At 63.6% G+C, this 17104-nt stretch carries 15 protein-coding genes; 9 read left to right on the top strand and 6 right to left on the bottom strand.

Annotation, left to right across the window (positions count from 1 at the left end):
• Positions 1-190: 190 nt before the first annotated feature.
• Positions 191-1255 (bottom strand): aromatic ring-hydroxylating oxygenase subunit alpha, encoded by a 1065-nt coding sequence (locus BUB09_RS10960; protein ID WP_072897642.1) that lies wholly within the window; start codon positions 1253-1255, stop codon positions 191-193.
• 198 nt (positions 1256-1453) lie between these two features.
• Here BUB09_RS10960 and BUB09_RS10955 point away from each other — a divergent pair, with 198 nt between their 5' ends.
• From BUB09_RS10955 to BUB09_RS10945, 3 genes are read left to right on the top strand one after another with little or no spacing between them, the layout of a single operon-like run.
• On the top strand, positions 1454-1843 hold the full coding sequence (locus BUB09_RS10955) for a carboxymuconolactone decarboxylase family protein (RefSeq protein ID WP_072897640.1): 390 nt from the start codon (positions 1454-1456) through the stop codon (positions 1841-1843).
• Positions 1840-2727, top strand: a complete 888-nt coding sequence (locus BUB09_RS10950; RefSeq protein ID WP_072897635.1) for a hypothetical protein — start codon at positions 1840-1842, stop codon at positions 2725-2727. Before BUB09_RS10955 ends, BUB09_RS10950 begins: the two co-directional genes overlap by 4 nt.
• Before the next feature lie 21 nt (positions 2728-2748).
• A complete protein-coding gene (locus tag BUB09_RS10945; protein WP_245793256.1) occupies positions 2749-4155 on the top strand; it encodes a cytochrome P450 in 1407 nt (468 codons plus the stop codon).
• 21 nt (positions 4156-4176) lie between these two features.
• Here the strand turns inward: BUB09_RS10945 and BUB09_RS10940 are convergent, their stop codons facing one another.
• Genes BUB09_RS10940 through BUB09_RS10930 form a run of 3 tightly spaced genes read right to left on the bottom strand, consistent with a single transcriptional unit; the run spans position 4177 to position 8628 of the window.
• Positions 4177-4860: a TetR/AcrR family transcriptional regulator gene (locus BUB09_RS10940; RefSeq protein ID WP_072897634.1), complete on the bottom strand. Its 684-nt coding sequence runs from the start codon at positions 4858-4860 to the stop codon at positions 4177-4179.
• Entirely contained in the window at positions 4820-6574 is a 1755-nt protein-coding gene (locus tag BUB09_RS10935; RefSeq protein WP_072897630.1) for an FAD-binding protein, read from the bottom strand. Before BUB09_RS10935 ends, BUB09_RS10940 begins: the two co-directional genes overlap by 41 nt.
• 2 nt (positions 6575-6576) lie before the next feature.
• Positions 6577-8628: a pyrroloquinoline quinone-dependent dehydrogenase gene (locus BUB09_RS10930; protein WP_175550178.1), complete on the bottom strand. Its 2052-nt coding sequence runs from the start codon at positions 8626-8628 to the stop codon at positions 6577-6579.
• Between the two features lie 177 nt (positions 8629-8805).
• Here BUB09_RS10930 and BUB09_RS10925 point away from each other — a divergent pair, with 177 nt between their 5' ends.
• The 5 genes from BUB09_RS10925 to BUB09_RS10905 are packed head-to-tail and all read left to right on the top strand — an operon-like array spanning position 8806 to position 12812.
• Positions 8806-9318, top strand: a complete 513-nt coding sequence (locus tag BUB09_RS10925; protein ID WP_072897629.1) for a hypothetical protein — start codon at positions 8806-8808, stop codon at positions 9316-9318.
• 3 nt (positions 9319-9321) lie between these two features.
• The gene (locus tag BUB09_RS10920) at positions 9322-10803 is read left to right on the top strand and encodes an aldehyde dehydrogenase family protein (RefSeq protein ID WP_072897627.1); all 1482 of its coding nucleotides are present in this window, start codon (positions 9322-9324) and stop codon (positions 10801-10803) included.
• Between the two features lie 35 nt (positions 10804-10838).
• Positions 10839-11171 carry a 2Fe-2S iron-sulfur cluster-binding protein gene (locus tag BUB09_RS10915; protein WP_072897625.1) on the top strand — a complete coding sequence of 111 codons (333 nt, stop codon included), beginning with the start codon at positions 10839-10841 and terminating at the stop codon, positions 11169-11171.
• Between the two features lie 29 nt (positions 11172-11200).
• A complete protein-coding gene (locus tag BUB09_RS10910; protein ID WP_072897623.1) occupies positions 11201-11944 on the top strand; it encodes an SDR family oxidoreductase in 744 nt (247 codons plus the stop codon).
• Positions 11945-11957: 13 nt separating this feature from the next.
• Positions 11958-12812, top strand: a complete 855-nt coding sequence (locus BUB09_RS10905; protein WP_072897621.1) for an NAD(P)-dependent oxidoreductase — start codon at positions 11958-11960, stop codon at positions 12810-12812.
• A 67-nt stretch (positions 12813-12879) separates the two neighbouring features.
• On the opposite strand, the gene BUB09_RS10900 is transcribed toward BUB09_RS10905, so the two are convergent.
• Both BUB09_RS10900 and BUB09_RS10895 read right to left on the bottom strand, forming a co-directional pair.
• Positions 12880-14097, bottom strand: a complete 1218-nt coding sequence (locus BUB09_RS10900; protein WP_072897619.1) for a cytochrome P450 — start codon at positions 14095-14097, stop codon at positions 12880-12882.
• A gap of 30 nt (positions 14098-14127) precedes the next feature.
• Positions 14128-15501 (bottom strand): DUF1329 domain-containing protein, encoded by a 1374-nt coding sequence (locus BUB09_RS10895; RefSeq protein ID WP_084083363.1) that lies wholly within the window; start codon positions 15499-15501, stop codon positions 14128-14130.
• A 359-nt stretch (positions 15502-15860) separates the two neighbouring features.
• Here BUB09_RS10895 and BUB09_RS10890 point away from each other — a divergent pair, with 359 nt between their 5' ends.
• Positions 15861-17066: a helix-turn-helix transcriptional regulator gene (locus BUB09_RS10890; RefSeq protein WP_072897617.1), complete on the top strand. Its 1206-nt coding sequence runs from the start codon at positions 15861-15863 to the stop codon at positions 17064-17066.
• Positions 17067-17104: the final 38 nt, after the last annotated feature.

The following is a 17104-nucleotide window of genomic DNA, read 5'->3' as shown; positions in this document are numbered from 1 at the left end:
CTACCGTCGCTGGATTCTCCAGCCCGGACATATCGTCCGACGGACTCGACGCTCCACAAGCCGTCAAAAGCCACCCGCAGCACAAAACCAGACACGTCTGTATACGCATCCTAGCGACCTCGCAGTTCCTTTATCGCGCAGCAGAAAACGGCGGCGCACGTTAGGGCACCGCCGTCCCTGCATCGCTGCGCTAGATCTTGCGCATCGTTGCGTCGTCTGCGACGTAGAACTGGCGGAACCACTTCCGGAACTGTAGCACCGGACCATCACCGTCACAGAGCAGTGGTTTGTGGCGATACTTCTTGTTGTTCCAGACGATGAAGTCGACGCTTTCGAAGCCGGCGCTGGTCTCGCCTTCGGCAGCGCCGATCATGTGGTCGATCAGCTTGCGCGCGATGGCCTGTTCGCGGCTGCCTTCCGGATACACCTGGTGCCGGAAGCTCATGTTCATCTGCGTTTTGTCGCGCGTGATCGGCTGCGTATAGCTGAACAACGTCGCGCTGACGCCTTCCTGCGTGAACGTCACCGTACCGATCGATCCCGGCCCGAATGTTTCGCCGACGATGTATCCGTTGCCGATGTTGAATCGCTGAATGTGGCCTTCGTATTCGGCTGTGATCGGCGGAATACCTGGCGCGCCGTGCAGGAACTTCAGATGCGCGACGTCGACGCTGTTCTCGGTGATTTCCTGGATCGCGGTACTCGCGGTCCAACTGCCGCGGCGTGAGCCGGTCCAGCCTTCATCCTCCATCGCGGCGATATGCGGCAGCTCCCAGGTCGGCGGCTCGTGCTGCGGGTGGAACCACGCGAGGATCAATCCGTAACGCTCTTGGATCGGCAACGCTCGCAGTACGGCTTGCTTCTTGATGATCGGCGGCGCGACCTTGCCGTAGGGAACCTGCTTGCACCAACCCTCGGTGTCGTATTCCCAGTGATGGAACGGACAACGCAGATGATCGCCCGACACGCAGCCGCCATGGCCCATATGGGCGCCCAAGTGCGGACAGAACGGATCGGTCAGACCCACCTTGCCGCTCTCGCCGCGAAACAGCACCCACTCCTGATCAAACAGCGTGATCGTGCGGAGTTCGCCCGCCTTGAGCGAGTCCGAAAAGTCGACGAAGAACCAACCGACCGGAATCGGAAACGGGCAGCGCTCCAGCGATTTGGATTCGAGTAGCTGGGCGAGATTGAGGTCGGCCTTGGCCGCCGTGACGGCGGACGGCGGCTGTGGAAGATCGTTGCTGTTGGCCATCGGAAGCGTCCTAGTGTTGCCAGAGTGCCACGCTAGTAGACCGAGCCGACGCTGCCGAAAACATGCTGCATACGGGTGATAAGTGCAGCGGACGCGAACGCGGGTGCTGAATTTGCCCTGCACATGGGTGAGGAATTGCCGGGCGGCTGCGCTCAAATTGCGGAAGCCGGCCCTGGACGGGCCCACGGAGGCGAGCCGATGAATCCGCGATACGACCGCGACAAGGGCATGCAGATGTTCGACACCGTCTATTGCGGCGATGTGCCGATCCCGACGGCGCCGGGCGAGAGCCGCTTCATCGACTACATGCTGGAGACGCTGTTCGGCACGCTGTGGGCTGATCAAGACAGCTTGAGCATTCGCGATCGGCGTTTGTTGCTGATTGGTGCGATTGCCGCAATCGGCGATGAAACCACCCTCGCGATACAGACCCGCTCGGCACTCAAGCGGGGTGAGCTGGATCCATCGCAACTTGATTCGATCTCGATGTTCCTGACCCAGTACGTCGGCTACCCACTGGGTTCACGGCTGCACCGCGTGTTCAGTCAGCTGCGTGCCGAGATCGCCAGCGCAGGAGTCACACGATGAGCAGCTTGAGCACGCCCATCAGTCAAGCGCGCGATCGTCAGCGAGGGCTACCGGGGTATTGGTTCTCACGCAATCAGGATAAGGCTTGGGCCGAGAAATTCTTCCTACTGTTTCTGCCGGTGTTCGTGGTCATCAACGGCACCATCATGAGCCAAGGCTGGCTCGATGTCGGCAATGGCTGGAATCTGGTGCAGAACCTGCTGATGTGGGTGCCGTACTGCCTGCTGCTGCCGGCCTGGCTGCGCCGCAACAGCGGCATCGCCTGGCATCGTAGCTACTGGTTCAAGTTCAACGTCTACATGTTCGTGTACGTGTTCTTCGCCACGTACTTCCACACCGAATACTTCTTCTCGACGCTCGGCATCCGCTACCACTTCCCGCAAGTGAGCTGGTATCTGGACTCGGCACTGCTGGGGCCGCCGGAGGCCACCGCGCTGGCGACCTACCAGAAGATTCCCCCGGGCATGTACTTCAACGCGATCGCGTTCTTCATCGTCTACCACAGCTGCTCGGTGGTGCTGATGCGGCGCGTGCGGACTTTGACGCTGCAAGCACCGGCATGGCGGCGTGCGGCGCTGTGGGTGCTGACCGTGGCTGTCGCCTCGTACTTTTTCGCCTGGGCCGAAACCTATTTCTACGTCGCCTCGACGGACCTGACGCGCGATAACGTCTGGTACGTCGATCTGCCGCGGATGCTGAGCATCGGCTCGGCCTGCTACGCGCTGTACTTCATCGTCAGCTTCCCGAACGTGTATCGGCTCGACGAAGACGCCGCTGGCGAACGCTGGTCGATCTATCGCACCGCAATGGAAGCCGCTGCCGTCAGCATGGTCGTGCTGCTGCTGCTCGACCTGTTCACCTGGGTCGTTGGGCCCATCGGCTGAGCGAACACACTGGAGCCACACGTGAGTACGAGCGATACGCTGGATCTGTCCCCCACCCCGTCTCAGACGACGCCGCCCCCATCGAGCGACCGCGTTCCGCCGCTGGTCAAAGGGCTGCCGTTGATTGGCAGCACGCTGCCGATGGCGCGTGATCCGGCGCGCTTCTTCGCCCGTTGCTATCGCGACTACGGGCCGGTGTATCGAGTCAATGTATTCGGAAATCAGCTGACGGTGATCGCCGGCGCCGAAGCGGCCACGTTCATGGGCACGCGCGAAGGTCGTGATTGCCTGCGTTCCCGCGAGGCCTGGGAACCGCTGTACAAGGAGTTCGGCGCCAGCAAAATGCTGTCGGCCGAAGATGGCGAGATGCACAAGGCGCTGCGGACTGTGATGAAGCGCGGCTTCTCGAAAGACGCCATCAAAGGTCGCTACCAGGACATGCTCGACATCACCCGTGACACCTTGCTGCGCGACTGGACAGTCGGCAGCCAGGTGCCCGTCGTCGAGGCGATGCAGTTTCTGGTGGTCGATCAGCTCGGCACCGCGTTGACCGGACAGTCGCCACGCGAGTACGTCAAGGACATCCGCACGACGATCCTGTACATCCTCAACGTGCTGGTCACGCAGCAGCGACCCAAGTTCCTGATGAAGCTGCCGCGTTATCGCCGCGCCAAGGCGCGGATGCTGGAGTTGGGCCGGCAGATGGTGCGTGACTACCGCAGCAAGTCGATCGCGACGCCGGATGAATACAAGACGCTGATCGACGACATCATGGACGCGCACCAGCGCGACCCCGAACTGATTCCCGAATCTGATCTGGCGATGCTGATGGCGGGGCCGTATGTCGCCGGCCTCGATACCGTGGCCAACACCACGTCGGCCATCGTCTACACGGTACTGAAGCACCCCGAGGTGCTGCGTCGCGTGCAGGCCGAAGTCGATGCCGTGATGGACGCCCAGCCGATCAACGAAGACGACTACATGCGCAGCATGCCGGCGCTGTACGGCGCGATCATGGAGACGATGCGCTTGTACCCGATCGCCGTCGCGCAGATCCGCATCGCCAACAAGGATTTCAGCTTTGGCGGCTGCCGCATCCACGAAGGCGAGATGATTTATCTGGGCACTGCGGTGCCGCACTTTCAGGATGCGTTCTATCCTGACGCCGAGGTGTTCGACATCGACCGCTATGCTCGGCCGCGCGCCGAACACTTGCAGCCGGGCGCTTACTCACCCTACGGGCGCGGTCATCACACCTGCCTGGGCAAGAGCCTTGCTGAAGTGCTGCTGATGATGAGCATGGCGCAGCTGTTCTACTTGTTTGATCTGGAACTGCCATCGCCGGACTACGTGCTCAAGACCAAGACGGCGCCAACGCCAGGGCCGGCGATGAGCTTCAAGGTCAAGGTCCGCGCGCGCCGACACTGAGCGTCGGCACGGCTGCGGCGCTCAAGCCGCCAGCATCTCGCGCAGCGAGCCCTTGAGTCGCTGCAAATGCTGCTTGACGCTGCGCGCACGACTCTCGAAGACCCGCTCCATCGTCATGCCCATCAGCACGATGTGGACATAGGTCAGCGCTTCGAGCATCTGCGCGCTGCGCTTGTCGACGTCGTGAAATATGTCGCGGAACGCTCGCAAATGGCCGGCGAGCTGCTGCTGTTCCCAGTCACGGCTCGGCCGCGACTCGAAGCCGCGTGATGCCAACAAGATCTCGACGGCGACGATGAACATGTCGGTCTGGTAATGCTTCCACAAGCGCTCGACGAAGGCGTCGACCCGCTCATCGAGCGTGCCCTGACGTAGGGCCGGCGTTTCCATCAGCTGGCTGAAGCGCTGCTGCAGGACCGCCAGGATCGCATCGAGGATGTCTTCTTTCGATCCGAAATGGTGCTGCACTGCGCCCCAGGTGATGCCGGCGCGCTCGGCAATGCGGCTGGAGCTGGCATTGCCGAAGCCGCCTTCCTTGATCAAGCCGATCACCGCATTGACGATCGCGTCGCGCGTGTCGCGCGCCTTCTGCGCCTGCCAGCTGATGGGCGCACTGTCGCCATCGGCAGCGGCTGCAACGACAGACGGGCGGCGCGCCGGCAGATCAGTCCGGCGCGTGGATCGGGGCTTGGCGGGCTTGGGCATCGGGTCCGTGTGACGAGGAACGGCGTAGTTGCTGGCAGGCGTGCTCGGCAGCAAGAAACCCAAACGTCATCGCAGGACCGAGCGTGGCACCAGCGCCGGGATAATACCGTCCCGTCACCGATGCAGCACAGTTGCCGATGGCATAAAGACCATCGATGACGGCGCCGTCGTTCCGCAGTACGCGTGCATGCTCATCGGTACGCAGCCCGCCCTTGGTCCCGATGTCGCCGGGATAAATCTCGATGCCGTAATACGGCGATTCGCTCAACGGTGCCAAACAGGCATTGGGCTTGATCCGCACATCGCCGTACAAGCGATCGTAAGGATTTTCGCCGCGATGGAAGTCCTCGTCGACGCCGCTGCGTGCAAACCCGTTGAAGCGCGCCACGCTGCGCTGCAGCCCATACGCGTCGATCGACAACTGCTCGGCCAATGCTGCGAGCGAGGCCCCGCGCTTCAGTAGCCGGTGCATTTTGGGCGGTTGCAGCCAGTTCAAATGCATGCCGCCGGGTAGCAGCGGTCCAAAGGGATAGTCACGCAAGTAGCGTGCGTCAAAGATCAGATAGGACGGCAGGTTGTCATCGACCAGCATCGCCTGCACGGCGGTCGTATAGGCGACCGACTCATTGACGAAGCGCTCGCCGCGCCGATTGACGACGATGGCACCGGGCATGGACCGTTCGGTAAACAGCATCCGCGCCCGATCCTCGCCTGGCACCACCATCGTCGGCCCCCACCAAGCCTGATCCATCAATGCCGTACCGGCGCCGATCGCCTGCGCCGCCAGCAAACCATCGCCGGTGTTGTGCGGTGATGCGGCCGACCACTGGCGCCGCGTTGGCGATGGCAGATGTTGTTCTCGCAAGGCTTGGTTGAACTCGTAGCCGCCGGTACCCAGCACGACGCCGTGCCGCGCCTTGATGCGGATCGGACGGCCGTTGCATTCGATGATGGCGCCGGTGACGCCCCCTAGGTCGGTTAGTAGTTCGCGCATCGGGCTGTTGCACCACAGCGGCACGGCGGCATCGGCCAGCGAGCGGCGCAGGCGGCCGATCAGGGCATTGCCCATCGTCAGCCGGCGCGACCGCAGCGAGCGCAAGCGCCACGGCAGGTCGAGCAGATAGTCGCGCAGCAGCTTCAGCAGCAGCCCGAACCAGCCGGGCGACTTGCTCAGCAGCACGGCGCCTTCGGTGTTGGTGTAGCCAATCAACCCGAGCACGCGGGTCTGGATGTGCGGCGCTTGCAACTGGGCAAAGTCGCTGCCGAGTTCGCGCGCATCGTAGGCAATCGGGTCGATCGACCGACCACCGGGTTTTGCGCCGTCGAGGTGCTGGTAGTAGTCGGCGTAGTACGCCATTGCTTGGTAGCGAACCTGACTGTGCTCGCACAACCAGCGCAACATGCGCGGTCCACCGTCAACAAAGGCGCGAAGATTGGCATCGGGTACGTCGTCAGCACACAGCGCGCGCAGGTAGCGCAGCGCCTCGTCATCGCTGTCGTCGATGCCGCAATCGCGCATCAAGTGATTGCAGGGTATCCACAGTCCGCCACCCGAGGTTGCCGAGGTCCCGCCGTAGTGTTCGGCCTTCTCGACGATCAGCACCTGTGCGCCGGCGTGCGCGGCGCGTAGTGCGGCGGTCATTGCGCCGGCACCCGAGCCGACGACCAGCAGATCCACCTGATGGTCGTATTGCATCACGCTCGATCCATCCATCGTCATCGCTCCTGACTTGTCGGCATCACGCGCGGTCCGACCTCGCCGTCGAGCGTGAACGCCATGACCGCATCCCCCGGTGTCGTGCCCAGCGGACCATGGCCACCAGCCGCGATGACCACGTACTGGCGACCGCCGTCGCGGCTTCGGTAGCTGATCGGCGTCGCGTTGCCGGCGTACGGTAAGCGGTACTGCCACAGCAGCTCACCGCTGGCCGCATCGAACGCGCGCAGCTGCCGGTCCATTGCAGCGGCAATGAATACCAAGCCACCGGCCGTCTGCAGTGATCCGCCCGAGTTCGGTGTGCCGGTGTCCAGCCAGCGCCCGATCAGCGGTGCGAGCCCCTGCAGCGTACCCAGCGGCTTGCGCCAGATCAGCGCGCCGCTGCGTAGATCGACAGCCGCGATCTCACCCCATGGCGGCTTGATGCACGGCGTCATCAGCGGTGATAGCAGCGGTTCGCGCACCGCCACGTACGGCGTGCCGACTTGCGGATTAAACGCGACCAACTCGTTGGCCGACGCCTGTTGTGGGCCGGTCGCCGCGTTAGCCGTCTGGGCCGACTCGTAAGTGGCGCGCGGCACCAGCTTGATGACAAACGGCACGCGTTGCAGGTTCACGATCGCGCGCATCCGCTGTGGGTCGATCGACGCACCGCCCCAGTTGATGCCGCCACCGAGCCCTGGATACTGCAGTGCACCGCGCAGCGATGGCGGCGTAAACAGCCCCTGATTGTCGAGCGCATCGAACTGTTGCTGACAGCGCCCGCGGTCCCACGGTGTCAGGCCCCACAAGTCGTCACGCGTCAGCGTCGATGGATGCAGGCCGGCCGGCTTGATCGGGAACGGCTGCGTCGGCGCTGCCCTCTCGCCGGGCACCGTCGATGCGGGCACTGCTCGTTCCTCGATCGGCAGCAGCGGCGCGCCGGTTTCGCGGTCCAGTACGAACAAATGCCCGAGCTTGGTGCTGGCCAGCAAAGCCGGCCGGGTGCTGCCGTCAGGGCGCCGGAAGTCGAACAGCAGCGGCTGCGCCCCGACGTCGTAGTCCCACAGGTCGTGATGCACGGTCTGGAAGTGCCAGCGTACGGCGCCGGTCGTCGCATCGAGCGCCACGATGCTGGCCCCGTAGTAATCGCGATCGCCTCTCTCGACACCACGATAATGATCCGGTGCGGCACTACCGGTCGGCATATAGATCAGCCCACGACTGCTGTCGGCCGACATCAAGCCCCAGACGTTCGGTGTGCCCGGCGCCAGCACCGCTCCGGCTGCGACATCGGCGGCCGACACCGATGCCGTGCCGGGCGGCACCGGGTCCCAGACCCACGACAGCGCGCCGCTGCGCGCGTCGTAGGCACGCACAGCACCGCTGGGCGCATCGAGTCGCTGCCCATCCCGAATAAAGGCGCCGGTCACGACGCGATCGCCAATCACCAGCGGCGCCGACGTGGTGTAGACCTCGGCAGGCCGTACCGCGCCGAGCCCGGTCTTCAGGCTGACGCTGCCATCGACGCCGAATTCATCGCAGCGCTCGCCCGTCTGCGCGTCGACCGCGATCAGCCGGGCGTCGAGCGTTGCCTCGAAGATGCGCTCTGCACACCGACGCTCAGTGCCGTGCCGGGTATCGCGCCAATACGCCACGCCACGGCACGTCGGCGTGTAGACGCCCTGCAGGTCAACCTGCGGATCATGTTGCCAGCGCACCGCTCCGGTCTCGGCGTCGAGCGAGATGACTCGGTTGTATGGCGTACACAGGTAAAGGCGTCCGTCGATCATCAGCGGCGACACCTGGAACGCAGTGGCCCCATGCACCTCGTTGCCGGTCGAGTAATCGCCGGTGTCGTACCGCCATGCCGGCTTCAGACGTGAAACATTGCCGAGGTTGATCTCGTCGAGCGCCGCGTACTTCTGCCCCCCTTCGTCGCCAGACACGTGCGGCCAGTTACGAGCCGGACGCGGAGCCTGGGCTTGAGTCGTGTCCCGTTGCTCTGGCGCCGGACGCTGACAGCCTGCCGTCGTCAGCAGCACGCCGATGACCAGTGCCCACGCCATCATGCGTCGGTCTCCGCTTGCCGATGCCCACGACATCATCGCCGCCCCCGTAACCCAGTCGATCATCCGGGCCGAACGCTAACATTCGACCTAAAATGTTTTGTAACCCGGATGGGGGATACTCGCAGGCAAGGCGATGCCGCATCGTGCGACCACCTGCCCTGTCCGGATGCCGCGCCGATGACCCGCTGGATCGACCGCCTGCTGATCGTGCTGTTCGCTCTCGCCTGCTTCGTGTCGCTGTATTACACGCCGAGCTTCCTGCTCGGCTGCGGCTGGGATGGACTCAAGCAAGGTGCTGACGGCAGCTGCAGCCACGACTGGATCGGCCGGGCCTGGCTGGGCTACACGAGCGTCGAACCGATCTATGCCGACTTGCCGTTATGGCTGCGGATGATCAACGAGTTCGATACCTACTTCTTCGGCTGGTTCTACTTGTTGTCGCTGATCGTATTTCTGCGAGGCCGTCAGTCACACACCGGATATCGAGCCGTGGCGACGTTCATGAGCGGCATGATGGCCTACGCGATGATCTTCTACATGAGCTGGGAGCTGCAGACCTACCGCGACACGGGCGCGAATATCCAGCAGGTGATGATCTACAACGGCATGTGGGTGCTGATCTTCGTGCTGCTGATGATCCGGCTGCATTTACTGGAACCGGCGGGCCTCGCCGCACCGAAGAGGGCTTGAGACATGACGTCATCACTCGACCCTGTGCAGGGTGAATCCCGGCTGCTGATCGACGGCGCGCTGGTGGCAGCGCGCAGCGGTCGTCACTACACGACCTACAACCCAGCGACCGAGGCGCCGATCGGTGAAGTGTCCGATGCTGGACTCGACGATGCCGACGCGGCGATAGCCGCAGCGCGTCGCGCGTTCGATAACGGCGACTGGTCAACCAACGTCGCGCTGCGGCGCCGCGTGCTGCAGCAGCTGGCCGCAGGCTTGCGCGAGGCGGCGCCGCAGTTGTGCGAACAAGCGGTGGCCGACGTCGGCGCGCCAATGGCGATCACCCGCAACGGCCCGCAAGGCGACGGACCAATCGCGCTGATCGACTATGCGGTCGAAGTGCTGGAACGCTACGCGTTCGATCGTGAGCTACCGGTCGCCAATACGATGGGCGTGCCGAGCCAGCGTCGGGTATGGAAGGAGCCGGCCGGTGTCGTTGCGGCGATCACGCCGTGGAACTTCCCGTTCCAGATCAACCTGGCGAAGCTCGCACCCGCGCTGGCCGCCGGCTGCAGTGTGGTGTTGAAAGCCGCGCCTGATACGCCGTGGATGGCGACGATCATCGGCCGCATTGCCGCCGAATGCACCGACATGCCACGCGGTGTACTGAACGTGCTGACCTCGTCGGACCCGAGCGCCATCGGCGAGCGCCTGACCCAGGATCCGCGTATCGACGTGGTGTCCTTTACCGGCTCGACGGCAACCGGTCGCCGCATCATGGCCTCGGCGTCCGGCACCGTAAAGAAGGTGTTTCTGGAACTGGGTGGCAAGTCAGCCAATGTGATCCTCGACGACGCCGACTTCGGCAGCGCGCTGCTCAGCGGGCTGGCGGTGTGCTTCCATGCCGGCCAAGGCTGTGCCTTACCGACCCGCATCTTGCTGCCGCGTCGGCGCTACGACGAAGGCGTGGCGATGTTGCAGACGTTCTTCGGTTATCTGCAGTACGGCGACCCGTATGGCGAGCAACAGATCATGGGACCGTTGATCAACGCCCGGCAGCAACAGCGCGTGCTCGACTACATCGACATCGGCGTCGCCGAAGGGGCGCGACTGGTCTGTGGTGGCAAGCGGCCGGCCCACCTACCCCGCGGCTACTACGTCGAGCCGACCTTGTTCGCCGACGTGCGCAACGACATGCGGATCGCACAAGAAGAAATCTTTGGTCCGGTGCTGGTTGCGATCCCGTACGACGATGACGACGACGCGGTCCGCATCGCCAACGACTCGATCTACGGACTGTCGGGCTCGGTGTACTCGGCCGACACGGAGCGCGCCTTGCGCGTCGCGCGACGCATCCGCACCGGCACGATCAACGTCAACGGCGCCAACTTCTTTGCCCCCGACTCGCCGTTTGGCGGCTACAAGCAGAGCGGTATCGGCCGCGAGATGGGGGTCGAGGGCTTTGAGGAATACCTGCAGACCAAAACCGTGGCCTTGCCGGCCTGAGCCACACGCCACGTCAACGAATACGGACCTAAACGATGGTTGCAATCACCTATGTCACCCACGATGGCCAGCGCTACTGCGTCGACGTCAGCGCCGGCATGAATCTGATGGAGGGCGCCACGCTGAACATGGTGCCCGGCGTCGACGGTCAGTGCGGCGGGATCTGCTCTTGCGCGACCTGTCACTGCTACGTGCCCGCGAGCTGGCAGTCACGCGCCGGCCTTGCCGCAGACGGTGAACGCCAAATGCTCGAGCACGCCAAGCATCGCCGCGACGACAGTCGGCTGGGCTGCCAAGTCGTCATCACCGACGCGCTGGATGGAATCGAGATTCACCTGCCGCCCGAACAGGGCGGAATCGGCGACTGAGGTCGCGCAAGCTCAGCTAAGGACACGCAATGAACTGGAAGGGCAAAGTCGCTGTCGTCACCGGCGCGGCGCAAGGTATCGGCGAAGGCTATGCCAACGGGCTGGCCGCGCTCGGCGCGAGCGTCGTTGTGGCCGACATCGACCGTGAACGCGGCGAGCGCGTCGCCGCGCAGTTGCAGCGCGACGGGCACGACGCGCTGTTCGTCGTAGTCGACGTCGGCAGCGAGACTTCGGCGGCGGCACTGGTCGAGACGGTCAAGGCGCGATACGGACGGATCGACTATCTGGTCAATAATGCGGCGCTGTTCGGCAAGCTCGACTTCAACCCGCTGATGAGTGTCGACCTCGGCTACTTGAACAAGGTCATCAGCGTCAACATGCTCGGCGCGGTCGTCATGACGCGCGCCTGCGTGCCGCTGATGGCCAGCGGCAGCGCCATCGTCAACCAGTCGTCGACGGCGGCCTGGATGAACATGGACTACTACTCGTTCACCAAGCTGGCCACCAATGGCATCACCTGCGTACTGGCGCGCGAGCTGGGCCCCAAGGGCATCCGCGTCAACGCGATCGCACCGGGTCCGACCGACACGCAGGCGCTCCGCGACAAAGTACCGCAGGCGTATATCGACATGATGGTCGCGCAGATGCCGCTGGCCCGCTTGGGTACGCCACAGGATCTGCTCAAGGCGCTCGCATTTCTGCTGTCGGACGACGCGGGCTGGATCACTGGCCTGGTGATGAACGTCGACGGTGGCCAGCTGATGCGCGCCTGAGCCGGGCCTGACGATGTCCGACTCCATCGGCTTCATCGGACTGGGCAACATTGGCCGTCCGATCGCCAGACGATTGCTGCAATACGGCGACGCGCTGCGGGTTTATGACGTGTCGACGACCGCCTGTGACGAGTTGGCCGCACTTGGTGCCCTCACCGTATCGCCGGCTGAAATGGCAGCACGCTGTCACTACATCGGTCTTTGTGTACGCGACGACACCGATGTCGAGTCCTTGCTGTATGGCGCCGACGGTCTGCTGGCCTGCGGCCAGGCCGGCGGCATCATCGCCATTCACAGCACGGTCACGCAGGCGGCGCTGCTGCGCTGGCATCGCGATGCGGTCGCCGTCGGCATCACGCTGGTCGACGCCCCGATCAGCGGCGGTGCCAGCGGTGCCGCAGCGGGCACACTGACCTATATGGTCGGCTGTGACGATGCGGCCGTGCTGGCTCGCTGCACGCCGATCTGGAACACCTCGGCGGCGACGATCGTCCATGCCGGATCGGTCGGCGCCGGCATCGCCTTGAAGCTGGCGAACAATCTGATGACCTATGCAGCGTTTGCCGCGATCCACGAAGCCAGCGCCTTGGCAGACGCGATGGGTCTATCGATCGACAAACTGATTGAGGTCGGCAGCGCCAACGGCGTCGTCACGCCGCAAATGCAGGCCTTCATCCGCAACCGCTCACAACTGGCGGCCAGCGGTGGTCAAGCCGCTCTGCATCAGCACTTCGGCCCGTTCGGTGCTTTGGGCCAGAAGGACTTGAACGCCGCACTGGCCTGCGCTGAAGCGCTGCACGTGAAGCTACCGGCGACGTCAGCCTTGGCGCCGAGGATCAGCGCGATCTTCGAAGGCCGTAACGAATAGCGGCTCCGGACCCGATGCGGGTCACGGAGCACGGCCCGGTTGCTTGGTGATCGCCCGACGGGTCGCTCTAAGCGATCACCGAAAACGTCGCCGGGCACGTCGAGAAGCCGCGGACGTTGGGATTGTGCGCTCGCGTCAGACCCGCCTCGACGATCTGATAATCCGGCATCACGCGCAGCACCTCTTCAAACACGATCCGGGTTTCCAATCGAGCCAAGGCCGCGCCGAGGCAGCTGTGCAGCCCAAAGCCGAACGCCATGTGGTCACGAGCGCCGCGACGGATGTCGTAGACGTCCGGATTGGCGTAATGGCGTTCGTCGCGGTTGGCCGAGATCAGGCACAGCCCAACCCGGTCGCCGACTCGAAGTTGCTTGCCGCGCAGCTCGATATCCCGCCCCACACGCCGGACGATGATCTGCGACGACCCGTCGAAGCGCAGCGTCTCTTCGACCGCCTTTTCGATCAGCGAAGGATCTTGCACGCACAGGGATCGCTGGTTCGGGTGCTGCCACAGCCGATACGCCATGTTGCCGATCAGCTTGGTCGTCGTTTCGTTACCCGCGATGGCCAACAGGATCATGTTGCCGATGACCTCCTTGTGGGTCATCGTCCCGTCGGCTCGCGCACTCAACATCAGGCCGAGCATGTCGTCGGATGACGGCATCGCCGCATGCCGGGCAACGTGCTCCTCGAAGTACGTGGCCAAGCCGATGTAGCCGTCGATGTTGCGCTGACTCAACTCGTGCTGCATGTCATCGCGGGCAATCAGATCATCGGCAAGGCGCCGCACCCGATCCTGATCTGCGTCCGGGACGCGGATCATGCCGGCAATGACGTCCATCGGCAGATAGCAACCCAAGTCCGCGACAAAGTCGAAGCGACCGCGCCGCAGATGCGGGGCCAGCAGCTTGCGCGTCTTGTCACGGATCACGCCCGCCAAGGCCGCCAGCGCCGCCGGCGTCATCAGCGGCGCCAGCACCTTGCGCTGGCGCGTATGGTCAGGCGGGTCCGATCCGATGAACATCGGGTACGGCATCACATCGTGCGCCTCTTTCTCCAAGGCCACCGCACCGGTATTGATGAAGGTGCGGAAGTCACGCAGCGCAAGGTTGACGTCGTCCCAGCGCGTCAGCAGCCAGAAGCCGCCCTTCTCGTTGAAATACACCGGATCGGCATCGCGAACGGCGCGATAGTACGGATACGGGTCCCAGTGAAACTCGTGGCTATACGGATCGAGTACCAGCGGGCTCGCGGCGGTGGTGTCAGCTGCAACGGCGGATGTCATCGGCGACGGATTCCTGTAGCGAGGCGCGGCTCAGTGGCCGGCGCGCCCGGCGGCTTCGGGGGTGAATTGCGACGGCGACATCGGCGTGTTCATGCGCCACCAGTCGCCCGGCTGCTCGTTGACCAGATAGCCGGCTTCATAGCCACCGGCCAACAGATCAAGATAGAAGGAAGCACCACGATGGAACGTCGATGCCTCTTGGCTGTAGTGCTGCGTAACCAGCGCGATGCGCCACAGCTGATCGCGCCCGTCGAAGTTGTCGACCCAGACGGCCTGCCAGGTATCTTCATCCAGGTACATCAGCCGACGCTTGTAGATATGCCGCTTGCCTTCCTTCAGCGTTGCTTCCAACACCCAGACCCGGTGCAGCTCGTATCGCAGCAGGTCCGAATTCGGAACACCGGGCTTGATCAGCTCCGCGTACTTCACCGCTGGATCGTTGACCTTGAAGTTGTGATACGGAACGATCATTTCCTTCTTGCCGATCAGCTTCCACGTGTACCGCTCTGGTGAGCCGTTGAATCCGTAGTCGTCATCGACGGTGCGCGCGCCTGCGGGCGGCACCGGATAGTCGAAGCCGATCTCAGGCGCTTGGCGCACGCGGCGCGTTCCCGGCAGGTACTGCCAAGCCTGCGTCGCATCGCGTGCGAAGTTGTTCGGCTGAAAGCCGACGGCGACGTAGCCCTTGTCGCGCTCCGGCAATGAGTAGCGTGCATAGAAGTAGGCGTTGATCCGCTCTTCCAGCGACGGACGCTCGGCACCGGGCTTCATCATCATGTTCATCGTCATGAAGCGTTGCCGGCCCCAAGCGACCGTGCCGTTGCTGTACACATTGGCGATATCGCACACCGCCTTTTCGGTCCAGGGACGGAACGACAGGATGTTGGTCCAAATTGCTTCAAGTCCACTTTGCGGGATCGGGAACACCAGGCCACCGCCGTAACCGCTAACCGCGCGACCATCATCGAGGACCTGCGATGTCGCCGCGTTTTTCTTGGTGGTATCACACACCCAGCTGGGATAGCCGAAGTCGCGATGACTCGGATAGACGTTGATCCGATAGCTGGGGTACTTCTTCAACAATTGCTTCTGACCTTCCGTCAGCTTGTCCTGATGCTGCGCCATGTTGGCGGCGGTGATTGTGTACTGCGGCTTTTCGTCGGCATACGGGCCCGGCTCGTAGCCGCTTTGACCCTTGATACCCGGCCAGGATCCAACCCACTTGCCACTGAACTCCGGAATGCCGCTGGCACTACCCGCCCTCTCGGCGCCGGAGCAGGTCATCTTCGGCCCGTCGAGCTGGGCCAGTTGTTCAGGCGTCAGTCGCGCATGGACCGGCGACGACAGCAGCAACATCAGCGGCAGGGACTGGCATAACAAGCGCAAACGATTCGCAGCTTTCATCGTCTCTCCTCGAAGCGAGCGCGACACGATCGGAGCCGGCGGCTCTCGTCGTGCTTGTCGTGGTGTCGGCCGGAACGCTGCCGCTCGCATTCCATTGCTCCGGTCCGGTCTCGGCGATGGTCACGCCAGCAACGCATCGCCTGCTTCACCCGATTTAAGGGTGGATGCAGGGGCCGACCTCATCTGATCGGACGACATCAGGCGCCATACGTCGGATTACCTCTCAGTTGATCCGCTACCGTCGCCTTACATTTGTGTTGAAATGTTTCGACCGACTAAGCTCGGCACTGCGAACGACTCCCTGGTCGATGACGGATCCAACAGCCGGCGCAGCGAACCTCGGGAGCAAGGAGAACGACATGGCCGTTGTAACCGAGTTGCCGCGCAGCTTGCGCCCGCTGCATCGCCCGCTGCCGGTATCGAGCGAGGTACCCGTACTGAACGTCGATACCGAGCTGGCCGATCTGGTGGCCGCGATCTACACCGGCACGATGGACAACCCGCCGTGGCAGGACTTGATCGAACGGCTGTTGGTACGTTTGCGCGCCAGCAGTGTCGTGCTGATGCTCAAGCCACCTGGACCCGACGGCGGCGGTACGATGATTCACTGCGGACTCGACGACCTCGATGCCAAGGCCTCCTACGAGAATCACTACTTCGCACTCGATCCTTTCGTGCGACTTGACGAGGATCGCGCGGTCACCGTCGAAGAGCTGATCGGTACTGACGCCTGGCTACAGAGCCCGATCTACCGTGAATACATGCGGCCGATCGACGTACGACACATACTCGGTGCCGATGTCTACACGCGCGAAGGCGTCGAGTGTCGGCTGCGCATCACGCGCGGCCATGACGCTGCGACATTCGACGCCGACGACAAGGCCTTGATCCACTACCTGCTGCCGCATCTGAAGCGGGCCTTGCAGCTGCATTCCCGTCTCGACTCGCTGGAATGCGAGCGCCAGATCTTCGCCGGTACTGTCAATCGGATGTTGCTCGGCGTCATCAGCATTGCGCAGAGTGGCGAGATCGTCGAAATGAATCCGGAAGCGCGACGCATTCTGGCGCAGCGTGACGGGCTGTGGTTGTCGGGCCACACGCTTTACGCGGAAAGTCCCAAGGAGCGGCGCGATCTAGCACGCGCGATCCAGCTTGCCATGCCCGGTGCCGTCAGCGGCGACGGCCCAGCGGTCATCGATGCGATGCCGGTAACGCGCCCGTCCGGCAACAGCTGCCTAGTGGTGATGGTCCGATCGATACCGGTCGCGCAGTGGTCGGATAGCCGTACCCGACCGGCGGTGACGGTGTTCATCCGCGACCCGAATGCGAGTGCCCCGCAATCGGCGCATGAACTGGCGCGGCGTCTGTTCGGCCTGACCCGAGTCGAAAGCCGGCTGGCGCTGCTGCTGGTCGACGGACTGACGCTGGACGAAGCCGCGCTCAAGCTCAGCATCCGCCGCAACACGGCGCGCACGCATCTGCGCTCGATCTTCTGCAAGACCGGTGTTACGCGCCAGACACTGCTGGTGAAGCTGCTGCTCAACTCGGTCACTGCACTTGCATGAGGCACCGCCTTGCATCTCTAACCCAAATGGCTGATAGG

This window comes from Hydrocarboniphaga daqingensis (assembly GCF_900129825.1).
GTDB lineage: Bacteria > Pseudomonadota > Gammaproteobacteria > Nevskiales > Nevskiaceae > Hydrocarboniphaga > Hydrocarboniphaga daqingensis.
Note: the sequence above shows the minus strand (reverse complement) of the source record. Positions and strands in the feature narration are given on the sequence as shown.